This window comes from Gordonia heveisoli (assembly GCF_030315745.1).
In the GTDB taxonomy this organism is placed as follows: domain Bacteria; phylum Actinomycetota; class Actinomycetes; order Mycobacteriales; family Mycobacteriaceae; genus Gordonia.
On record NZ_JASXSH010000020.1, the window covers coordinates 47529 to 69777 of the forward strand.

Consider the following 22249-nt stretch of genomic DNA (forward strand, 5'->3'; position numbering starts at 1 on the left):
CCGCCGCCGAGTCGGCCGGCACCATCACAGCCTTGGTCACCGCCGGCGCCACACACGCCCACCGCACCACCCCCGACTCGACTGATTCGACTTCCGACATCAACCCACCCCCACGATCTGATCGAACGTATGTGCTAATACTAGCCCGCACATCCGACAAGATCGGGGTCACAACCCAACCTGTGGAGAAATTGCTCGGGGGCGTGACCGGACAGGTCACTGACGCAACGCGCCGGAACTATGCCTGAACGTGCTCGCCGCTACCGGCGGCCTCGACAACGTCGGCGATCCGACGTGCGATACCGAGGGCGGTCTCGGCATCGGCCGCCTCGACCATCACGCGCACAAGCTGTTCGGTACCGGAGGGACGTAGCAGCACGCGGCCGGTGTCGCCGAGTTCGCGTTCCGCGGCCGAAACTGCTGTTGCCACCGAATCCGACTGGGCGACAACATGTTTGTCAGCGACCCGCACATTGATGAGTTCCTGCGGCAGCACGGTCACGATGCCGGCCAGCTCGGCGAGCGAGCGGGCGGTGGCCGCCATCCGGGCCATGATCAGCAAACCGGTGAGGATGCCGTCGCCGGTAGTCCCATGACCGGGCACCACGACGTGTCCGGACTGCTCGCCGCCGAGCGAGTAGCCGCCACGGCGAAGCTCCTCCAGCACGTAGCGGTCACCGACTGCGGTGGTGCGCACCGTGATGCCGGCCTCGCGCATGGCGATATGCAGCCCAAGATTGCTCATCACGGTGGCGACCAACGTGGTCTCGTGCAGCGATCCCCGGTCACGCAGCGCAGTTGCCAAGACGGCCATGATCGCGTCACCGTCGACGAGCGCACCGGTGGAATCGACTGCGAGACAACGGTCGGCGTCACCGTCGTGAGCCAGGCCGAGGTCCGCGCCGTGTTCGAGCACGGCGGCCTGCAGCTTGTCCATATGTGTAGACCCGCAGTCCTCGTTGATGTTGAGGCCGTCGGGTTCGGCATGGATCGTGATGACATTGGCACCGGCGGCGGCATAGGCGGCCGGTGCGAGTTCGGAGGCGGCGCCGTGCGCGCAATCGACCACGACGGTCAGTCCGTCGAGCCGGATGTCGACAGCCTCGGCGACGTGCCGCAGATAGCGCTGCGCAGCATCGGGAGCATCGGTGATGCGACCCACCGCGGCACCGATCGGCCGGATGTAATCGTCGTCCATCAGCGCTTCGATACGGTCCTCGACGTCGTCGTCGAGCTTATGTCCGCCACCGGAGAAGAATTTGATGCCGTTGTCGGGCATGGGATTGTGCGACGCAGAGATCATCACACCGAGGTCGGCGTGGTAATCGGCAGTCAGGAACGCCACCGCCGGGGTCGGGACGACTCCGACGCGGATAGCGTCGACACCCGCCGCAGCCAGGCCGGCGCACACCGCGGCCTCCAGCATCTCGCCGGATGCGCGGGGATCACGACCCACCACCGCGCGCGGGCGGCGGTTCGACCGCTCGATGGAGTCGGCAACCCCGGTCGCCGCAGCGACGTCGGGGTCGGAGAAAACGACCGCGGCGGCCGAGGCCAGGCGCAACGCGAGCTCGGGAGTGAGCTCGGCGTTGGCCAGGCCTCGGACGCCGTCGGTTCCGAAAAGGCGTGCCAAGATCAGCGCTTGGAGTACTGCGACGCCTTGCGGGCCTTCTTCAGACCGTACTTCTTGCGCTCGACCGCACGCGGGTCGCGGGTGAGGAAGCCGGCCTTCTTGAGAGCGGGACGATCCTCCGGGGTGACCTCGATGAGGGCGCGAGCGATAGCCAGACGAAGCGCACCGGCCTGACCCGAGGGGCCGCCGCCGACGAGCTTGGCGTGGATGTCGAACGACTCGGTGCGCTCGACGGTGACCAGCGGAGCCTTGATCAGCTGCTGGTGCACCTTGTTCGGGAAGTAGTCCTCCAGGGACCGCTTGCCGTTGAGAGTGAATTCGCCGGTGCCGGGCAGCAGGCGAACGCGAACGACGGCTTCCTTGCGGCGGCCGACGGTCTGGATCGGGTGATCGATGACGACCGGGCCGCGGGCGGGAGCCTCGTCGGCGACGGTGTCGTAGTCGTCAGCAGCGGTCTCGACGACCTCCACAACCTCGACGACCTCGTCAACAGCCGGGGTTTCCACTATCTCTTCGCTGATGTTCTCGTTGCTCACTGGGCCACCTGCTTGATCTCGAAGGGAACGGGGCGCTGGGCCGCGTGCGGATGATTGGGGCCGGCGTAGACCTTCAGCTTGGAGAGCATGGCGTTGCCGAGCTTGTTGCTGGGGAGCATGCCCTTGATGGCCTTCTCCAGCACGCGCTCAGGGTGCGACTCGAGCAGCTCCGCGGTGGTGCGCGACTTCAGACCACCCGGGTGACCGGAGTGGGTGTAGTTCAGCTTGGTGTTCGCCTTGTTGTTGGTCAGCGCGACCTTCTCGGCGTTGATGATGATGACGAAGTCGCCGCCATCGATGTGCGGGGCGTAAGTCGGCTTGTTCTTGCCGCGGAGCAGGTTCGCGCTCTGCACGGCGAGTCGGCCGAGCACCACGTCGGTGGCATCGATGACGTGCCACGCACGCGTGATGTCACCGGCCTTCGGGGTGTAGGTAGGCACAGTTGTCCTCACTCTTTTTCGTTTGACTACCGGTCGGGTGCGACAGCGGAGAACTCCCGGCGACCAGCGGGGACCCGGGTCTCGTCTTACCTGAGGCGACCCCGCCGAACCGGCGAAGACGTCCAGGTGCCACGCACCAGCGATCCAGAGTACGGGAACGCACAGGTCAGGGTCAAAACGCAGCTACTCAGGGCTGATCGCGACGGTACGGACCGCGGTCTCACATTCGGCATCGACCGATTCGGCCCCGTCACCGGTCTGACAGCCGATCGAGGCCTGCAGACCGTGAGCGACCACCACATACCAGCGGATCGCCGACCCCGACGCCGGGGCCTCGCGGTAGCTGATGACCTCACGGCCGGCGAAACGCGTCGATGCCGAGAACTCGCTCACCACATCCTGGCCGCGGTGACGGATGCGGTTCCCGAGACTGACCGCCACCGACGCCATCGTCGAATCCGGCCGCACCCGGGTTTGCACCAGGATGATGCGCTGCCCCCCGTCGCCGACGAACTGGGTGCGGGTCGTGGACGGATCGTCGGCGGTTCCGCTCGGCGTCGACTGTCCCGATTGCCGCCACCGGGCCGGCACCGCCAGCATGGTGCGGCCGAGGCTGACCGTCGTCGGTTCCTCGGCGTCGGGTGGATCCTCCCGCGCGGCCCAGCCGACAGCCAGGGAACCGGCCACGACCACCGCCACCGCGGCCGCCGCGAGCCGCACCGACCGCGCGCGTGCCCGCCGCACCGGTAGGACGGTCGTGGTCGGCGCGTCGGCGACCGAAGCCTGGATCTCGTGCGCCCCCGTCCGCCAGCCGTACCGCACGACCATGTCGCGATCAACCGCGACCACCCGGCCCGCGACCGTGTGTGCGGTGACGAGGTCGATCGCACGTTGGACATCGGCCCGGTCCGCGCCATCGACGAAGACCGCCTCGACCGTGTCGTCGAGGATTGCCTCCACCGCACTCCGTCCACCGGCTGCCGCCAGGATCGCCGAGGACTCGACCGCCCATCCGTCCACTCCACGGCACAGCAGCGTCACATCCCACCGGTCGCGCGGACCACGCGCCGGATCGACGGGCAACGAGGGTAGATGTGTCGTCTCCACGACCGCGCAGCGCCGCATCGCCACATCGCCGTGTGAGCGGGCGATCAGGACCGCCCGCGGCAGCAGCGTCACTGCCGAACCCGCGCGTACCCCCACATCGGCGAAGACCGCCGTGCGCCGCGGCCCCCAGGTACTGGGATGGCCGATGACCAACGGCCGCATGCCGTCCGGGGATCCGGTCGGTAACCCGCGCCGGGCGAACAGGGTCGCCCACGCCTGGCGGATGTGTACATGCATTCCGTTGAAGACGACGGTCGGCGAGTCCACCGCGTCGAGCAGCCCCCGCACGTCGCCCACCTGCCGGTCGGCCACCGGGGCGGGTCGGCCATAGGCCAGGTCCACCACGGTGGGGTACTGCGGCCCGGGCATCTCACTCCCCCGGCTCATAGGCGATCTGGATCATCTCCTGCGGCCTGCTGCGCGACATCAGCTCACCGCGACCCGGGATGAGGTTCTGCATCCGGGCCCGACCGACGAGATATCCCTCGTCGCGGTCCCCGCTCATCAGGAGCACATCGCAGGAGAGGTCCTTCAGCCGTGCGATCAGCGGGTCGAACATGGCCCGGCCGGCACCGCCGGAGCGTCGAGCCAGAATGATGTGCAGTCCGATGTCCCGTGCATGGGCGGCCAACTCGACCAGCGCGAGCAGCGGATTGCCGGACGCGGTGGCGACCATGTCGTAGTCGTCGACGACCACATAGACGTCGGGACCGGTATACCAATTGCGTTCTCGCAGTTGGCTGACGGTCAGATCCTCCGGCGGCAGTCGCGCGGCCAGGTAGCCGGCCAATTGATCCATCATGCTCGTCGCCCGCTCAGCCGAACTCGCATAACCGGCGAGATGGTCGCCGTCGATCACCCCGAGCAGCGTGCGCCGGTAGTCGACGAACACGATGCGCACTTCGTCGGGCGTGGCATTGGCGACCAGTCCGGTGACCATGGTGCGCAACAGGTTCGTCTTGCCGTGCTCCGCATCGGCGAAGGCCAGGAAGTGTGGTTGTTGCCCGAAGTCGAGCACCACCGGTGCCAGTTCGAGTTCACCCACCCCGATCGCGACCTGATTGGGCCCGAGCACGATGTCGGCGTCGGTGACGGCCGCGTCCACCGTCGCCCGATCGATCTCGGCGCCGAGCCGCCGCACTGCCATCGCCGTGCGATCCGGGTAGGCAGCGACGATCTTTTCCACCGACTGGGCGACACCGGCGGGCAGCGACTCGGCGGCGGTGACACCGTCCAGCCGAGGAAGCGCGATGAGCAGGTGTAGTTCCTGCGCGGTCAGGCCACGTCCGGGACGGTCCGCCGGGACCAGTGCCGCTGCCCGCCTGCCCATCTCGGAATCCATCGGATCACCGAGCCGCAATTCGATACGGCTACCGATGAGGTCGCGCATCGCCGGACGCACCTCGGCCCAGCGTGACGCGCTGACCGCCACGTGCACGCCGTAGGACAGCCCTTGCGCGACGATCATCGCCATCGGTTCCTCGAGGAATTCCAGCTCCGACCGCAATACTCCGAGACCGTCGAACACGAGGAACACATCGCCGAACAGGTCGTCGGCGAGCGGGTCGTCGGCGGCCTTCTCACCGGTGGCGAACCACTGTTCGCGGCGCGATCGATAGTCGCGCATCGACTCGATACCCAGCCTGGCGAACAGCAGTTCCCGACTGCGGACGATCGCGGCCACCTCGGCCACGGTTCGGCGGACGGCATCCATGTCGCCACGCGAGGCCACCGCACCCACATGCGGCAGGCCGGCCACACTCGCCAGGCTGCCGCCGCCGAAATCCAGGCAGTAGAACTGGATCTGCTCCGGGGTGTGCGAGGCCGCCGCCGACATGATCAGCGTTCGCAGCGCTGTCGACTTCCCGGATTGCGGGCCGCCGACCACCGCGACGTTGCCGGCCGCCCCGGCAAGGTCGAGGACATGGAGTTCGCGACGCTGATCGTAGGGCCGGTCGACTATGGCGACCGGCACGGCCAGCGGCCCCGGCACCGACGGACGGGTCCACTCACGCTCTCCCCACATTCCGTCGACGGTCGGCGAGTGCTCCAAGGGCGGCAACCACACCTCGTGGGCAGGTGGTCCCGAACCGGCCATCCGCCCGACGAGGGTCTCCAGCAACGATGGCATGGTGGACGCCGACGGTTGCGCGTCATCGATGCCGGGCGGGAGTTCGTCGAGCAGACTCTGCGCTCGATCCAGCAGTGGCACCGGCTCGACGACCTCGTCGGCCGGGACCGGGAGAGCGGTGAACATCTTCAAGCACCCGCGCGCCGGAGCCGCGACACCCGCGGTGATGTCGGACGACTCCGGGGCTACCGGCGGATGGTAGGGCCCCGAGACATACGAAGTGTTGAACCGCAGCGGTTCCGAGGAATCACATTTGAGATAGGCGGATCCCGGGACGTTGGGTAGGTGGTAGGCATCGGGTACCCCGAGAACCGATCGGGATTCGTTGGCCGAGAAGGTCTTCAGACCGATCCGGTAGGAAAGATGCGAATCCAGTCCGCGCAGCTTGCCCTCCTCGAGTCGCTGAGATGCGAGGAGTAGATGAATGTGCAATGACCGGCCAAGTCGGCCGATGGCGACGAACAGTTCGGCGAAATCCGGTTTCTGGGAGAGGAGTTCGGAGAACTCGTCCACGACGATGAACAGCGCGGGCAGTGGTTCCAGCCGCACCCCCGACGCGCGAGCGCGTTCATAGTCGCCGACGTTGGCGAAGTTCCCCGCCGCACGCAAGATTTCCTGCCGACGGTTCATCTCCCCCGACAGCGCGTCCCTCATCCGGTCCACCATCGCGAGTTCCTGTTCGAGATTGGTGATGATCGCCGCGACATGCGGCGCGGACTCCAACCCCAGGAAGGTTGCGCCGCCTTTGAAGTCGACGAGAACCAGGTTCAGCTCAGCGGGTGAATGCGTCGCCAGCATGGCGAGGACCAGAGTCCGCAGGAACTCCGACTTACCCGAACCGGTGGCCCCGATGCACAGTCCGTGCGGCCCCATTCCGCCGTGTGCGCTCTCCTTGATGTCGAGTTCCACTCTCGTCCCGGTCGGGGTGTAGCCGATCGGCACCCGAAGACGATCGCGACCGCTTCGGCCACTCCACCCGGTGGCCGGATCGAACCGGGATGCATCGTCGATACCGAGCAGTGCCGGCAGTCCGGGATCGGCACAGCCGGCCTCCGAATCGAGACTCGCCAGGGTGGCTGCGGTGGCCAGTCGATATCGAGCGAGCCGACGGGCGATGGCCTCCGCCTCGGCGATCCCCACCGCATCCATCTCGGCGAAGTCCTCGGTGCCGAAGGCGCTGCGCGCGGCGACACGGCCACCACGCACAACGAGTTGCAGCCCACGCCGCGCGGCCAGACCGTCCGGCGGCGCGGTGAGGTCGATCAGGGTGACGCCTTCCATTCCGGCGTCGTTGACGAGTCGCTCGTCGCCGGACACCCGCCCGTCGTCGATGATCACCACCAGGTGCGCGCGTCCGGCGGCCGGCGGCGCAGATCGACTGAAGCGGCCACGATCAAGGAGATCGGTGGTCAATGAGTCCTCGAGATCGAGCAGCGAGGGATAGATCATCCGGAGCGGTCCCGCACCGTCCGACGAGGTCGGATGGCCGACCTGCGGCAACCATTTGGCCCAGTCCCATGCCTCGCCTGCCGGATCCGCGGTGACGATCGCGATCAGCAGATGGTCGGGACCGTGGAAGACACAGAGTTCGACGACCATCGCCCGGATCAGGTCACGCGTTTCCTGCCGGGCCCCTTCTATGTTCACGGCCGGGAAGCCGCGCAGCGAGATGGCGGTCGGCAGGCGATGCACCACCGAATGCGTCCGGACGAACCGGCGCAGGGCAACCATCGACACCGGTTCGACATCTTCGAGCGGACCGGTCTCCGGCGGCATCAAGCGTGTGGCCAGTCGTTGTGATCCCACACCGACGCGCACATGCACGAAGTCAGCATCGCTCGGTCGGCGCTCCCACATGCGACGACCCCCGATGACCTCGGGCAGGGCAGCCGGATCCGGATGACTCCAGGCCAGCGCGGCACGTTGCTTCTCGACCGTGTCGAGAACCTGCTCGCGCGTCTGACCGAGATAGCGAAAGTAGTCCTTGCGTTCCTCATTCAGTTCCGCGGCACGCTTGCCGCCGCCCCGACCACCGGCTGCGAACATGCCGAACATCGACATGAGCATCATCAGGGGGAACATCATGAACAGCGGATTGGCCAGCATGCCCGAGCCGCCGGTGGCGAACATCAGCGCGACCATGCCGATCACCGCGACCACCATCACGATCGGCAACAGTTTGAGCAGCAGGTTGCCCGGGACGACCCGCGGTACCTCCGGCGGTGCCTGCAGATTCACCTCGCCGCCGGGCGTGCGCGGCGGCGTTATCCGCGGTCGTCGGACAAATCCGTCCGTCGTCGTCACCATTGGCGCCCCCACTCGCTACAGGTCCCCGGCACATCCACGAACGCACCGACGACCAGAACCCCCACCCACACCGCTGACCGTGCACGATCGTGAAACTTCTTCGCCGTCGTGCCGACTGCCGGTCAATGTGGATCAACGCGCGTGAAATGCGCTGTGGTTGGCTATGTTAGCGGTTCAACCTGCGGGGGGAGGCCCAACCGATGATGCCTGTGGATACCCGGTCTGCACCGGCCACACCACGCTCCGAGACGCGGATCGAACCGCAACTGGCCCGGGTGTCGGTCCTGGGCGGCAACACCCAGCTCGACGTCGCGCTACCCGCGACCATCCCGATCGCCGGCTTGATCGGGGATCTGCTCGCACACATCGAGTCGCGCAATCCTCGACAGCACAGTCCCGACGATCCGGATGGGGATCCCGACGACGGTCCCCACGACCGCCAGCACCGATGGACGTTGGCCCTGGTCGGGGGTGATCGACTGCCGCCCAACCGTTCTCTCGCCGAGTCCGGTGTTCGGGACGGCGATCTCCTCCTCCTCACCTCAGCCGACGCCGCGACACCGCCGGTCCTCTTCGACGATGTCGTCGACGCCGTGGCCCGGCTCAACGAATCGGCCTTCGCGAGTTGGTCCCCGGTCGCGGCACGGCGCATGGGATTCGCGCTCGCCATCGCCGCAGCTGTTGTATCCGCGGTCGGGTTGGCCGCATACCGCCTCTCCGATCCGGCCCGATGGGTGGCGGCACTGCCCGGCGGGCTGAGCCTCGGCTTGCTCGTCGCCTCCACGATCCTCGCGCGACACTATCGCGCAGCGACTGTTGCCACCGTGTTGGCGATGGCCGCCATGCCACCGGCCTTCGTCACCGGGATGCTCGCCGTCCCAGGGCCTTTCGGTGCCGCGCATCTGACCCTCGCGTCGACGACGACTCTGCTCCTGGCGGTGCTGTCCTACCGCCTGACCGCGGTGGGCCCGGCACCGCACGCAGCGGTGACCAGTGCATCGATCGGCGGCGCCATCGCCTGCGGAACCTGCCTGCTCACCGAGTTCTCCGTCGGTGACGTCGCCGCGGTAACCGCCGCGGCAGGCGTCCTCACCCTCCTCGGTGCCGCCCGCCTGACGATCCTGCTCGCGAAACTGCCCCTGCCGCCGGTACCCACCGCCGGCGCCCCGGTCGACGCCGAGGACATCGAACCCCGGCCGGCCATCGAGGGAATCGGCGCCATCGGGGCGATGGCCCTGCCGAAGGCAGACGCGTTGACGCAGCGATCCCAGGTCGCCAACGACTATCTGACCGGTATCACCGCGGGCTGCGCCGGCGTCATCGCCATCTCGGCCATTTTGACGACTCTTCCGGTCAGCGAATTCGATGTGAAGACAACCCTCTTCGCGGCCATCATCGCCCTCGTCCTGTGCCTGAGAGGCCGGTCGCACAGCGACCTGTATCAGGCCTGCGTGCTGATCGGCTTCGGCGCGTCGACTCTATTGATACTGGTCGGCAGCCTTTCCTTCGGTGGTGGTCACCGCCCGATCATCGCGTTCGGACTTGCCGCCGGGATCATCGGTGCGGCAATGCTGTTCGGCGTCTTCGCACCGGCCACCGAGTTCTCGCCGGTCATGCGACGCTGGGCCGAGATCGTCGAATACCTTCTCGTGTCGAGCATCATCCCGCTGTTGCTGTGGATCCTCGATCTGTACCGCATGATCGGCGAGCTCTGACGGTGCACATCCGCGACCGACTTCACCGACCGTGCGCGGCGACCGCAGCAGCACTACTCCTGACCGTCTCGTCACTGGTCGGTGGTCCTGGTTCACCGGCGGCCGCGACCACCCCGCCGCATATCGACCCGGGCGCTCTGATCCGGTCAGCACCGCGCGCTCCACTGCAGCCGACGGAGCAGCGACACTTCTGCACGAGCGGCACGATCACCCGTCCGGTCGCCGAACCGGGTGCCGCGCAGGCGATGATGAATCTGCCGCAAGCATGGCGGTTCAGTCGCGGCGCGGGACAACGCGTCGCCGTCATCGACACCGGGGTGAGTCCGCATCCCCGACTCGGCCGGGTCGTCGCGGGTGGTGACTACGTCTCGACCGGTACCGGCCTCGAAGATTGCGATGCGCACGGCACCCTGGTCGCCGGAATCATCGCGGCACGACCCAGTGCCGACGACGGATTCGCCGGGGTGGCACCGGATTCGACGATCATCGCGATCCGGCAGTCCAGTGGCGCCTTCGCCGCCCGTGTCGATCGCCGGACAACAGGCGACCCCGATCCGACGGTCGGGTCGTCGGGTTACGGGTCGGTGCGAACACTGGCGCACGCGATCGTCCACGCGGTCGACGATCTGCGTGCAACGGTCATCAACATCTCACTGGTGGCGTGCTCACCCAGTGCCGCCAAACTCGACGACCCGGCGCTCGGTGCCGCGATCAAGCACGCCTACGACCGCAACGTCGTCGTGGTCGTCGCCGCGGGCAACGTCGAGCGCGAAGGTGCCTGCCGACCACAGAATCCCGCCCCGGCCGGCAACGATCCGACCGGCTGGCGATCGCTGCGCACCATCCCCAGCCCGGCCTGGTTCGCCCCCCATGTCCTGGCCGTCGCGGCGGTGCAGGCGCCGACCGGCGCACCCGCCGACTTCAGCCTGCACGGCCCGTGGGTGTCGGTCGCCGCGCCCGGCACCGGGATCGTCAGCCTCGACAGCCGGCCGGGAGCACGGGGTCTGGTGTCGGCGCAGAGCAGCCCAACCGGCCCACTGTCCCTGATCGGGACGAGTTTCGCCGCACCGTATGTGTCCGGCACCGTCGCATTGGTACGTGCCCGTTTCCCCGGACTCGACGCCCGGGCGGTGATGGACCGGATCATCCGCACCGCACATGCTCCCGGCACCGGCCACGACGACCAGATCGGTTACGGCGTCATCGATCCCGTCGCCGCACTCACCGCGGTGCTGCCCGGCTCCGCGGTGAATCCGAACTCCCCGCGGGCGATCGCCGCGCCGGCGATAGAACCAGCCCCCGATGATGGGCCGCGGAATGCCGCGCTCGTCGGTGTCGCGATCTGCGCCGTGGTCATGGCCGCGGCACTGGGTGTCTCCTATCCGTACCGGCGGATCAAACGTCTTGACCCCGAGGACTATTGACCAACGACATCACTGCACCCGGATACGCGGAGATCAGCGAGACCCTCGCCGACGCGCCGCCGACTTCCCGAAGTTGCGACCGGGCACCTTCCCGGCGGCCTCTCGTGCGGCACGTTTGGCAGCCGTCTTCTCCTTGGCGGATCGCTTCCGGTGTTCCTCCGTGCCGCCGCGGGATGAGTTGACCCCACGGCCACGCACGATGCCGACGAAGTCTTCGGTGACATCGTCGGTGGGCGCGGGCCAGCACAACGCGACAATACTCGCGGGCGCATCCGTGACGACCCGATGAGCGAGATCCTTCCGGTGGTGTAGCCGGGCCAACGACTGCGGGACGACCAGCACCCCGACCCCGGCCGCAACCAATTCGACGGCGTCGGCGGTGGTCTCCGGCCGATGCTCGATCATCGTGCCGGGCAACCCTTCCCACGCCAGGACCGCGTCCAGGGGCTGCAGCAGTTGCTCGTCGGCGAGGTCGGCGACCGTCAGCTGCGCCGCCGCCGTCAGATAGTGGTCGACGCCCGCGATCACGACGGTGTCCTCGGTGTAGAGCTCGACCGTGTTCAGCGCCGATCCGCCATCGGAGGCGACCAAACGGGTGAGTGCCGCATCGACGTCGCCGTCGGCGATCAGACGGATCGCATCGGGCACCTCGCACGCGTGAAGTTCGAGCCGAATGCCGGGATGGCGCTGCGTCCAGCGTCGCGCCCACTTCCCAGGCGTGGTGCCGGGCACGTAGGCCAGCCGAAAGCGCGGCTGCTCGTCGTCGGTGGTCACGCTGCCAGGTTATCCGGAACGATCGCCGCGGGTGTCATCGCAGGTGGAGCACAGCGGCGGTGATCGCGGCCATCTCACGCTCACCCAACCCGTTCGGATGAACCGGCACCAGTTGGGTGGCACCGACCACCGGTTCCACCCAGCGAACCCCGACGGGACGGCAGCTGTCGTGCCCGACCGATGGCGTCGTGACGTCCACGTAGATCACCCCGGTCTCGCCCGCAGCCCGGCGGATCGCCGCGTTGAGCTCAGCCTGAACTCCGTGCGCGTACGGGAAATCGCCTGCCGCGATCGGGAATTGGGGGCACGGACGATAGCGGTCGGGCAACAGCAGCGGGTAGCTGAGGACCGCAACGCGCGCGTTCGGCGCCTTCACCCGGACAGCCCCCATCGCCCTCACGAGCTTGGGATAGGTGACGGTGCGAATCTCCCGCCCGATGCTGTCCCCGTAGGTGGCCCGGCACGGAGCTCCTTGCCCCAGCGTCGCCATCGCCGCCGTCACGCACTTGCGAACGGTGTCGGCGAAGATCATCCCGTCATTGCCACCGATGGTGAAAGTGACCAGGTCGGTCCGCGAGGACAGGGCGTCGAGCTGCGGTTTCACCCCGGGGTGCTGCGACGCGAAGAAGTCGGCGGTCGTGGCACCGGCGCAGCTGACATCGGTGAGCCGATAGCCGAACTCCCGTGCCAGGCGACCGGAGAAGTTGTTCGACGACCGATAGCAGTCGCGAGGTGAGTCGGCCGCTGCCGGTGCGACACTCGCCGCCGACGAATAGCTGTCGCCGAGCGCGACATAGTCGACTGGGCCGCCCGTCACGGTCGGGGCCGCACCCGAACTACCGGCGCCGACCGTGGTGGCGACGACAAACAGTGCGGCGGCCAGCGCAGCGGTGCGCAGGAATGTGATCGGTGACATATCTGTCGGTATCACAGATACACCGCGGCCGACGGTGATCGGACGCTTCTGGGTCACCCGAGCCGGGTCACCCCGGCGGGGCTACCGTCCGCCGGTACGCGACGGCCGCAACTCGCGCGGCAGCGCGAAGGTGAGCGTCTCGTTGGCCGTGTTGACCGTCTCGACCGTGCTGTAACCGCGTTCGTCCAGGTAGTCGAGCACACCACGGACCAACACCTCGGGCACCGAGGCTCCGGAGGTGACACCGACGGTGCTGACCCCGTCGAGCCAGGACTCGTCGATTTCGCGTGCGTAGTCGACCAGATGGCCTGCCCGCGCACCCGCCTGCAGCGCGACCTCGACCAACCGCACCGAGTTCGACGAGTTCTGCGATCCCACCACGATGACGAGATCGCAGTCGGGGGCCATCGCCTTGACCGCGACCTGACGGTTCTGGGTGGCGTAGCAGATGTCGTCGCTCGGCGGGTCCTGCAGATCGGGGAAGCGTTCCCGCAACCGCTTGACCGTCTCCATCGTCTCGTCGACCGACAGGGTCGTCTGGGACAGCCAGATCACCTTCGACTCGTCACGTACCGAAACCTTGTCCACGCTGTCGGGTCCGTCGACGATCTGGATGTGTTCCGGCGCCTCACCCGAGGTTCCCTCGACCTCCTCATGACCTTCGTGACCGATGAGCAGGATGTCGTAGTCGTCCCGTGCGAACCGCTTGGCCTCCTGATGCACCTTGGTCACCAGCGGGCAGGTGGCGTCGATCGTCTGGAGGCTGCGGGCGGCCGCCGTGCGGTGCACCTCGGGTGAGACGCCGTGTGCACTGAACACGACGATCGCCCCTTCGGGCACCTCGTCGGTCTCGCCGACGAAGACCGCGCCACGTTCGGTGAGGGTGTCCACCACATGCCGGTTGTGCACAATCTCCTTGCGGACGTACACCGGTGCACCATGCTTGTCGAGCGCCCGCTCCACGGTCTCCACCGCCCGGTCGACGCCGGCACAGTAGCCGCGGGGTTCGGCGAGGAGGACACGCTTGGCTTCAGACATGCCTCAAGGGTACGTGTTCGCGAGTCCCGGTTTGCTCCGCGCGCATGTGATGGCAGAGTGTGAGCATGGTTCGCGCACCGTATCCGGCCCGTATCGCCGCAGGACTGATCGTTACGGCGATCGAAGAGACCAAGAAACTCCCCGCGTTGATCGTCACCCTACCGATGACCGCAGTGAGCCAGACCCTGCAGGCGGGTATGCGCGCTCAGCAGAATATCGCCGAACTGGCGATCAAGGGTGACGCCGTCCTCGAGTCGATCTTCGACAAGCCCGACGAACAGCCGGCCTGGGCCCGCTTCGACGAGGATGAGGACACCTCCGAGCTCCACGCCGCGATCGCGACCCCGATCGAGATCACCCAGACCGACGAATCGGCACCCGCACGCGCCGCCGCGAAGCCGGCGAAGAAGGCAGCGGCCAAGAAGACCGCCCCCAAGCCCGCCGCGGTGGACCCGGCGACCGACGACGCAACCGAACCTGCTGCGGGACGTTTCGCGCTGTACAGCTCGGCGCCTGAAGATGTGGTCACCGCGGCCGAGACCGGCGCGCCGAGACCTGCTGTCGACGGGCAGACTCCCGAGGTCGTCGAGTACCTCGAATACGACGGGCTTACCCTCGCCCAGCTGCGCGCCAAGCTGCGCACCGTCGGCGCCGACGATCTGGCCGCGCTGGCCGAGTACGAGAAGGACAACCGCAACCGTTCGCCGTTCGTGACCATGCTCGACAATCGGATCGCCGCCCAGAACAAGCGCCCGTCGACCACGTGACCGGCTCACCGAACAGCGCCGAGCATCCCTGGCCGGTTCGGACCGTCAACACCAAGATCGCGGACTGGATCCACCGTCTCGGGCAGATCTGGGTGGAAGGGCAGATCACCCAGATCAACCGCCGCCCGGGGACCCGGACCGCCTTCCTGACTCTGCGTGACCCGGCAGCCGACATCTCCATATCGGTCACATGCAGCCCGGATCTCCTGGCGCGCACCGAGATTCCACTCACCGACGGCAGCCACGTCGTCATGTTCGGGCGGCCGAGCTATTACACCGGACGCGGCACCGTGTCCCTGCGGGTCAGCGACATCCGCCCGGTCGGCATCGGTGAACTGCTGTTGCGGATCGAACGTTTGCGGCAGCTGATGGTCGCCGAAGGTCTCTTCGATCCCCGACTCAAGCGGCCACTGCCGTTTCTGCCCAACCGGATCGGCCTCATCACCGGCCGCGCCAGTGCGGCCGGCCGCGATGTCCTGTCCGTCGCCCAGCAGCGTTGGGCGGCAGTCAGTTTCGAAGTTCGCGACGCACCGGTCCAGGGACCGACCGCGGTTCCGGCGATCCTGCGTCACCTCACCGAGCTCGACGACCACCCCGACGTCGACGTGATCATCATCGCCCGCGGTGGCGGCAGCGTCGAAGACCTACTCCCCTTCTCCGACGAAGCGCTGCTGCGCGCGGTGTCCGCCTGCACCACACCGGTGGTCAGCGCCATCGGGCACGAACCCGATGCCCCACTGCTCGATCTGGTCGCCGACCTACGCGCCGCCACCCCCACCGACGCCGCCAAACGGGTCGTCCCCGACGTCGATGCCGAGTTGGCCGCGATCGCCACGCTGCGGCGTCGTAGCGCGCATGCTCTACGGAACTGGGTACGCCGGGAAGCGCACATCGTCGACGGCCTGCGCGCCCGGCCGGTTCTCGCCCGGCCGCACACCCTCATCGACATCGAGTCTGCCGAGGTCCACCGGTCGCTGCGGGCAGTGCGTCGCGACATCCTCCGCCACCTCGATGCCGAGGATCGGCGCACCGAACATCTGTCGGCCCGGCTGTCCACGCTGGGACCCGCTCAAACCCTGGCCCGCGGATACGCCGTCATCACCCGCGCCGAGAGTTCCGGCGCGGGTCCGGGTGGCACCATCGTGTCGTCGGTGCGGGATCTGCCCGCGGACGCACGGGTGCGGATCCGGGTGGCCGACGGCTCCGCCCACGCCACGGTCGACCCGGACCCGGCACCGCAGAAAGGACCCACCTCGTGAGCACCGACGACAGCATGCCCGCGCCGGTCGACACCCTCGGTTACGAGCAGGCGCGCGACGAGCTCGCCGACATCGTGGCGACCCTCGAACACGGTGGTCTGGACCTCGACGCGTCCCTGGCCCTGTGGGAGCGCGGCGAAGCCCTCGCGACCCGTTGCGAACAGCACCTGGCAGGTGCCCGCGAGCGCATCGAATCGGTCCTGGCGCGCGAGGACGAGGACGACTCCGCGGACGACTGATCCCGGCCGTCGCGAGTGCTCACCCCAGCTCCGCGACCGCCTGACGTTCGACGGCGAAGGCGTCGATCTGCTCGGCCCGCACCCCGTCGTCGGACGCAGGCAGAGATTCGGTGTCCCGCACGTCGACGATGGCCTCGGTACGCGCGGCGGATGCGATGCAGCCTCCGGCCGGACGCAAGATCACGGCGAACCGGTACCGCCCGGCCTCGGCGACCGGCCCGGCGACGATCGTCAGCGAACCGGGCGCCGACCCTCGGACCGATCGCGACGTCGCGGGTTCGACTCCGTCGAGCGGGTGGCCGTTGCGCGTCACCGCGAGCATGGTCAGGTCGGCCACCACCGGGCATCCGTTCACACCGGCGAGGTTGGCGCCGATCCGCAGCAACAGCTCCTCACCCGGGTGATGGCGCGCCTGCTCGCCGTGCACCACGACGGTCAAGGTCGGCGTCGGCGGCTCGGGCGCCCGCCGACCTGCCGCCGCGGCGCGCGACACCGGAACCACCGCGACCATCAGCACCACCAGGACCACGACCACCAGCAGGTGAGAGCAGGCGACAGCACTGATCCCACTCATGTCACGCTGCTGATGTGTGGCCCTCGGGCCGCGTACGCGGTGCACGGCAACCTCCTCGCAGCTGACGCTACGAACCGGAGGCCGCATGATCACGAGTAGCGCGCTACTCGGATATCGCTGCCGGATACGCGGTTACACCCGACTTGCGCCGCGCCTACGACGTCACTTGCGTGCTTGCAGCGGAGCTTGAGCCAGGACCGCGGTCGCGAGGGTTTCCAGATCGGCGTCCGGTCCGCGGGTCGCCACCGCGATCCGCACATCCCCGAGATCGGTAACCCAGAACTTCTTGTTGAGATTGCCGGTGGAGTACGCCACCCACCCTCGGCCGGCGACCGTCCGCGGACCGTCGGTGTCGATGCTGTAGGTGGTCCCGTTGTCGTCCTTGCCCGCCATATACGCCAGCAACGATTCCTCGGTCGCATCGCTCTGCGTGAGCTGCACATATGCGCCGTTGGCCGAGAGCCAACCCACCGTGCTCACGCGATGTCCGTCGACATCGGCCGTCGACCCCGAATTGGGCTTCCACTTGGGCGGGGTGTCGGGTAACCGGATCGGAAAGGCCATGGTGGAGGCGTCGGCCTTGAGGGCGTTCTCGACGTCGAACGCGGCTGTCCGATCGTCGGCCGCGGTGCCGGTCAGACCGACCGAACAGTTCCCCGATGCCATCACCACGAGCCCGCACACGAGGATCAACGGGATCAGCGACCAGATCATGTCCCTGCCGTCGGTGAGAATGCGCGGTTTACCTGCCATGACAGAGGAGTATCCCACCAGCAGGGCCGACGACCGAACTCGCGGTGTGACATGCAAAGATGGGGAACGAGACGAGACCAGCAGGATCGCCGTCCGAACAGTAACCAACGTCACACTGTCGCGCCATCACAGTGCAGGGTATCGCCGACCATCGGCTGCCGACGCACGGTGGCCATGCCGAGGAGTCGATACCCATGTCCAACAACCACCAGGCCCCCGACCGCAACCTCGCGATGGAACTGGTCCGCGTGACCGAGGCAGCCGCACTCGCGGCGGGCAAGTGGGTCGGCCGCGGCGACAAGAACGGCGGCGACGGCGCGGCGGTCGACGCCATGCGCGAACTGCTGTCGACGGTGTCCATGCGCGGGGTCGTGGTGATCGGCGAGGGCGAGAAGGACGAGGCGCCGATGCTGTTCAACGGCGAGGAGGTCGGCAACGGCGACGGCCCGGACTGCGATGTCGCCGTCGACCCGATCGACGGCACCACCCTGATGGCCGAGGGCCGCCCGAACTCGATCTCGGTGATCGCGGTCTCCGAACGCGGCACCATGTACGACCCATCGGCCGTCTTCTACATGGACAAGATCGCGGTCGGCCCCGAGGCCAAGGGCGCCATCAACATCGACGAGTCGGTCGAGTGGAACATCAACTCGGTCGCGAAGGCCAAGGGCATCGACGTCGCCGACCTGACCGTCATCGTCCTCGACCGCCCGCGCCACGCCGACCTGATCGCCGAGATCCGCCAGGCCGGCGCCAAGATCCGCCTCATCTCCGACGGTGACGTCGCCGGTGCCGTGGCGGCCGCCGACGACGTCTCCACCGTCGACATGCTGATGGGCGTCGGCGGCACCCCGGAGGGCATCATCACCGCCGTCGCCATGAAGTGCATGGGCGGCGAGATCCAGGGCAAGCTGTGGCCGCGCAACGACGAGGAGCGCCAGAAGGCCATCGACGCCGGCCACGACCTCGACCGGGTCCTCACCAACGACGACCTGGTATCGGGTGAGAACGCCTTCTTCTGCGCCACCGGTGTCACCAACGGCGACATGCTGCGCGGGGTCACCTACCGCCCGAATGGCGCCACCACCCGTTCCCTCGTGATGCGTTCCAAGTCGGGCACCATCCGTCGCGTCGAGGCCGTCCACAAGACCGCGAAGCTGCGCGAGTACGCGCGCATCGACGTCTGAGACCGGACTCGCCCAGCAGATCCGCACCCGCGACCCCATCGACGCATCGCCGATGGGGTCGCGGTCTTTTCAGCCCAACCCGATCGAGCAGAGGTTAGGGTGTACTAACCCGCAGGTCACGGGTGTGGGTACGTAAAATCAGGGCCCGTGAGTGCAGCCCCCGAATTTCTCTACTCCGACCTCCTCCCGATCGGCGCGGACGACACCCCGTATCGCCTGATCACCACCGAGGGCGTCTCGACCTTCGAGGTCGATGGCCAGAAGTTCCTCAAGGTCGAACCGGAAGCTCTGCAGCAGCTCACCGCCGAGGCGATGCACGACATCAGCCACTATCTGCGGCCGGCCCACCTGCGACAGCTCCGCAAGATCATCGACGACCCGGAGGCGTCGGGCAACGACCGGTTCGTCGCGCTCGACCTGCTCAAGAACGTCAACATCTCCGCAGGCGGCGTGCTGCCTATGTGCCAGGACACCGGCACGGCGATCGTCATGGGCAAGAAGTCCGAGGGCGTACTCACCGGCACCGACGACGCCGAGTCGATCTCGCGCGGCGTCTACGACGCCTACACCAAGCTGAACCTGCGGTACTCGCAGCTGGCTCCGCTGACCACCTACGAGGAGAAGAACACCGGGACCAACCTGCCGGCGCAGGTCGAGATCTACGCCACCGAGCAGGGCCCCAAGGGTCCGGAGTACAAATTCCTGTTCATGGCAAAGGGCGGCGGCTCCGCCAACAAGTCCTTCCTGTACCAGGAGACCAAGGCCATCCTGAACCCCAAGAGCATCCTGAAGTTCTTGGACGAGAAGATCCGGTCCCTGGGCACGGCGGCCTGCCCGCCGTATCACCTCGCGGTGGTCATCGGCGGCACCTCCGCCGAGTTCGCGCTCAAGACCGCGAAGTACGCCTCGGCTCATTACCTGGACAACCTGCCCACCGAGGGCTCGATGGCCGCGCACGGCTTCCGTGACGTGGAGCTCGAGGACGAGGTCTTCAAGCTGACCCAGTCCTTCGGCATCGGCGCCCAGTTCGGTGGCAAATACTTCTGCCACGACGTGCGCGTGGTCCGGCTGCCGCGCCACGGCGCTTCCTGCCCGGTCGCCATCGCGGTGTCCTGCTCGGCTGACCGTCAGGCGCTGGGCAAGATCACCGCCGATGGTGTGTTCCTGGAGCAGTTGGAGACCGACCCGGCGCAGTACATGCCCGACGCCGGTGTCGCAGAAGACATCTCCGGCGGCGAGGTGGTCGAGGTCGACCTGAACCGCCCGATGACCGAGATCCTCGCCCAGTTGTCGGAGTTCCCGGTGAAGACCCGCCTGTCGCTGACCGGTCCGCTCGTGGTGGCGCGCGACATCGCACACGCCAAGATCAAGGAACGCCTCGACGCAGGCGAACCCATGCCCGACTACCTGCGCGACCACCCGGTGTACTACGCGGGTCCGGCCAAGACGCCCGAGGGAATGGCGTCGGGATCCTTCGGCCCGACCACCGCAGGCCGCATGGACAGCTACGTCGAACAGTTCCAGGCCGCGGGCGGCTCGATGGTCATGCTGGCCAAGGGAAATCGTTCCAAGCAGGTGACCAACGCCTGTGACAGCCACGGCGGGTTCTACCTGGGCTCGATCGGCGGACCAGCCGCCCGCCTGGCCCTGGACTGCATCAAGAGCCAGGAGATCATCGAGTATCCCGAGCTCGGCATGGAGGCCGTCTGGAAGATCGAGGTCGAGAACTTCCCCGCCTTCATCGTCGTCGACGACAAGGGCAACGACTTCTTCACCGATCCCTCCGGTTCGGTTACCGTTCCGCTCGGTGGCGTGCGCATCCGATCCAAGGAACGCTGAGCCCAGCACCCTTGACCCTGAACGCCGACGGGTTCGATGGTCGGCGAGATTCCCGTACCCAACAGCACACCACCCCCTCCCGAAGAGGCACACATCACATGTGGCGCACGCCTCTCCGGCGTACCGTGGGATGAGGACACCCTAAGTTTCTCATCGTGGAGGGCAGCGACGTCATGGCCGAACAGCAGTACCGCATCGAACACGACACCATGGGCGAGGTCAAGGTTCCGATCGACGCACTGTGGCGCGCACAGACACAGCGCGCGGTCGAGAACTTCCCGATCAGCTTCCGCCCGCTCGAGCGTGCGCAGATCCGCGCGATGGGGCTGCTGAAAGCCGCATGCGCACAGGTCAACACCGACCTCGGACTTCTTGACGCCGACCGGGCGACCGCGATCATCGTCGCCGCCAAGGAGATCGCCGACGGCGGACACGACGACCAGTTCCCGATCGACGTCTTTCAGACCGGATCCGGCACCTCCTCGAATATGAATGCCAACGAGGTCATCGCATCCCTCGCGAACGCCGCCGGCGTCGAGGTCCATCCCAACGACCACGTCAACATGTCGCAGTCGTCCAACGACACCTTCCCCACCGCCACCCACGTCGCGGCTACCGAGGCCGCGGTCACCAACTTGATCCCGGCACTCGAACACCTACAGAAAGCCTTGGCGGACAAGGCGTCACAGTGGCGCACCGTCGTCAAGAGTGGCCGCACCCACCTGATGGACGCGGTACCGGTCACACTCGGACAGGAGTTCGGCGGATACGCGCGCCAGATCGAGGCCGGCATCGAACGCGTGCGGGCCACGCTGCCCCGCGTCGGGGAACTCCCGATCGGTGGTACCGCGGTGGGCACCGGACTCAACGCTCCCGACGGTTTCGGCACCAAGGTCGTCGCCGAGTTGGTCAAACTCACCGGGGTCACCGAACTATCCTTGGCCGCAGATAATTTCGAGGCCCAGGCGGCACGCGACGGGCTCGTCGAGCTGTCCGGCCAACTCAAGACCGTCGCGGTGTCGTTGACCAAGATCGCCAACGATGTGCGTTGGATGGGGTCGGGGCCGCTCACCGGACTCGGCGAGATCAGCCTCCCCGACCTGCAGCCGGGTAGCTCGATCATGCCCGGCAAGGTCAATCCCGTACTGCCCGAGGCGGTCACGCAGGTCGCCGCGCAGGTGATCGGTAACGACGCCGCGGTCACCTGGGGCGGCGGCAACGGCGCCTTCGAGCTCAACGTCTACATCCCGATGATGGCGCGCAACGTCCTGGAGTCGATCACGTTGCTGACCAACGTGTCCCGGCTGTTCGCCGACCGCTGCATCGACGGCCTGGTCGCCAACGAAGAACGGCTGCGCACCCTGGCCGAAAGCTCTCCGTCGATTGTCACGCCACTCAACAGCGCCATCGGGTACGAAGAGGCAGCCGCTGTCGCCAAACAGGCGTTGAAGGAGGGCAAGACGATCCGGCAGACGGTGATCGACCGCGGCCTCATCGGCGACAAGCTGTCGGAGGAGGAACTCGACCGTCGCCTCGACGTGCTGAAGATGGCCAATCTGGACCACCAGCGCTGAGCCACCACGCCGGTCTGCCTGTTTGTCGGGCGACCG

General features: G+C 67.4%; 18 protein-coding genes. 8 read left to right on the forward strand and 10 right to left on the reverse strand.

Annotation, left to right across the window (positions count from 1 at the left end; translation table 11 throughout):
* Positions 1–238: 238 nt before the first annotated feature.
* The 5 genes from glmM to eccCa all read right to left on the reverse strand — a co-directional run bounded on the left by glmM (position 239) and on the right by eccCa (position 8154).
* Positions 239–1633 (reverse strand): phosphoglucosamine mutase, encoded by a 1395-nt coding sequence (glmM, locus tag QSJ18_RS16365; RefSeq protein WP_286327656.1) that lies wholly within the window; start codon positions 1631–1633, stop codon positions 239–241.
* 2 nt (positions 1634–1635) lie between these two features.
* Positions 1636–2169, reverse strand: coding sequence for a 30S ribosomal protein S9 (gene rpsI / locus QSJ18_RS16370; protein ID WP_286327657.1), 534 nt, complete (start codon positions 2167–2169; stop codon positions 1636–1638).
* Positions 2166–2609, reverse strand: a complete 444-nt coding sequence (gene rplM / locus QSJ18_RS16375; RefSeq protein ID WP_286327658.1) for a 50S ribosomal protein L13 — start codon at positions 2607–2609, stop codon at positions 2166–2168. Before rplM ends, rpsI begins: the two co-directional genes overlap by 4 nt.
* 183 nt (positions 2610–2792) lie before the next feature.
* Entirely contained in the window at positions 2793–4085 is a 1293-nt protein-coding gene (locus QSJ18_RS16380) for a type VII secretion-associated protein (protein WP_286327659.1), read from the reverse strand.
* Position 4086: 1 nt separating this feature from the next.
* Positions 4087–8154 carry a type VII secretion protein EccCa gene (gene eccCa, locus QSJ18_RS16385; RefSeq protein WP_286327660.1) on the reverse strand — a complete coding sequence of 1356 codons (4068 nt, stop codon included), beginning with the start codon at positions 8152–8154 and terminating at the stop codon, positions 4087–4089.
* A 200-nt stretch (positions 8155–8354) separates the two neighbouring features.
* Between eccCa and eccD the strand changes: the two genes are divergently transcribed.
* Both eccD and mycP read left to right on the forward strand, forming a co-directional pair.
* Positions 8355–9869 carry a type VII secretion integral membrane protein EccD gene (gene eccD / locus QSJ18_RS16390; protein WP_286327662.1) on the forward strand — a complete coding sequence of 505 codons (1515 nt, stop codon included), beginning with the start codon at positions 8355–8357 and terminating at the stop codon, positions 9867–9869.
* 8 nt (positions 9870–9877) lie between these two features.
* Positions 9878–11293 (forward strand): type VII secretion-associated serine protease mycosin, encoded by a 1416-nt coding sequence (mycP, locus tag QSJ18_RS16395; RefSeq protein WP_286327697.1) that lies wholly within the window; start codon positions 9878–9880, stop codon positions 11291–11293.
* Between the two features lie 33 nt (positions 11294–11326).
* Here the strand turns inward: mycP and QSJ18_RS16400 are convergent, their stop codons facing one another.
* From QSJ18_RS16400 to QSJ18_RS16410, 3 genes are all read right to left on the reverse strand, one after another.
* Entirely contained in the window at positions 11327–12067 is a 741-nt protein-coding gene (locus QSJ18_RS16400) for a substrate-binding domain-containing protein (protein ID WP_286327663.1), read from the reverse strand.
* Between the two features lie 34 nt (positions 12068–12101).
* A complete protein-coding gene (locus QSJ18_RS16405; RefSeq protein WP_286327664.1) occupies positions 12102–12983 on the reverse strand; it encodes an SGNH/GDSL hydrolase family protein in 882 nt (293 codons plus the stop codon).
* An 81-nt stretch (positions 12984–13064) separates the two neighbouring features.
* The gene (locus tag QSJ18_RS16410; RefSeq protein ID WP_286327665.1) at positions 13065–14021 is read right to left on the reverse strand and encodes a 4-hydroxy-3-methylbut-2-enyl diphosphate reductase; all 957 of its coding nucleotides are present in this window, start codon (positions 14019–14021) and stop codon (positions 13065–13067) included.
* A gap of 65 nt (positions 14022–14086) precedes the next feature.
* On the opposite strand from QSJ18_RS16410, the gene QSJ18_RS16415 reads away from it, so the two are divergent.
* The 3 genes from QSJ18_RS16415 to QSJ18_RS16425 are packed head-to-tail and all read left to right on the forward strand — an operon-like array spanning position 14087 to position 16286.
* Entirely contained in the window at positions 14087–14788 is a 702-nt protein-coding gene (locus QSJ18_RS16415; protein WP_286327667.1) for a lipid droplet-associated protein, read from the forward strand.
* Positions 14785–16047: an exodeoxyribonuclease VII large subunit gene (gene xseA / locus QSJ18_RS16420; RefSeq protein ID WP_286327669.1), complete on the forward strand. Its 1263-nt coding sequence runs from the start codon at positions 14785–14787 to the stop codon at positions 16045–16047. Before QSJ18_RS16415 ends, xseA begins: the two co-directional genes overlap by 4 nt.
* A gap of 14 nt (positions 16048–16061) precedes the next feature.
* The gene (locus tag QSJ18_RS16425) at positions 16062–16286 is read left to right on the forward strand and encodes an exodeoxyribonuclease VII small subunit (protein WP_286327698.1); all 225 of its coding nucleotides are present in this window, start codon (positions 16062–16064) and stop codon (positions 16284–16286) included.
* 19 nt (positions 16287–16305) lie between these two features.
* Here the strand turns inward: QSJ18_RS16425 and QSJ18_RS16430 are convergent, their stop codons facing one another.
* The gene (locus tag QSJ18_RS16430) at positions 16306–16860 is read right to left on the reverse strand and encodes an early set domain-containing protein (protein WP_286327671.1); all 555 of its coding nucleotides are present in this window, start codon (positions 16858–16860) and stop codon (positions 16306–16308) included.
* A 162-nt stretch (positions 16861–17022) separates the two neighbouring features.
* Positions 17023–17613, reverse strand: coding sequence for a DUF4245 domain-containing protein (locus QSJ18_RS16435; protein WP_286327673.1), 591 nt, complete (start codon positions 17611–17613; stop codon positions 17023–17025).
* Positions 17614–17807: 194 nt separating this feature from the next.
* Here QSJ18_RS16435 and glpX point away from each other — a divergent pair, with 194 nt between their 5' ends.
* The 3 genes from glpX (at position 17808) to QSJ18_RS16450 (ending at position 22213) form a co-directional block, all read left to right on the forward strand.
* A complete protein-coding gene (glpX, locus tag QSJ18_RS16440) occupies positions 17808–18800 on the forward strand; it encodes a class II fructose-bisphosphatase (protein WP_286327674.1) in 993 nt (330 codons plus the stop codon).
* Between the two features lie 147 nt (positions 18801–18947).
* The gene (locus QSJ18_RS16445; protein ID WP_286327675.1) at positions 18948–20639 is read left to right on the forward strand and encodes a fumarate hydratase; all 1692 of its coding nucleotides are present in this window, start codon (positions 18948–18950) and stop codon (positions 20637–20639) included.
* A gap of 173 nt (positions 20640–20812) precedes the next feature.
* Positions 20813–22213, forward strand: a complete 1401-nt coding sequence (locus QSJ18_RS16450) for a class II fumarate hydratase (RefSeq protein WP_286327699.1) — start codon at positions 20813–20815, stop codon at positions 22211–22213.
* Positions 22214–22249 lie beyond the last annotated feature (36 nt).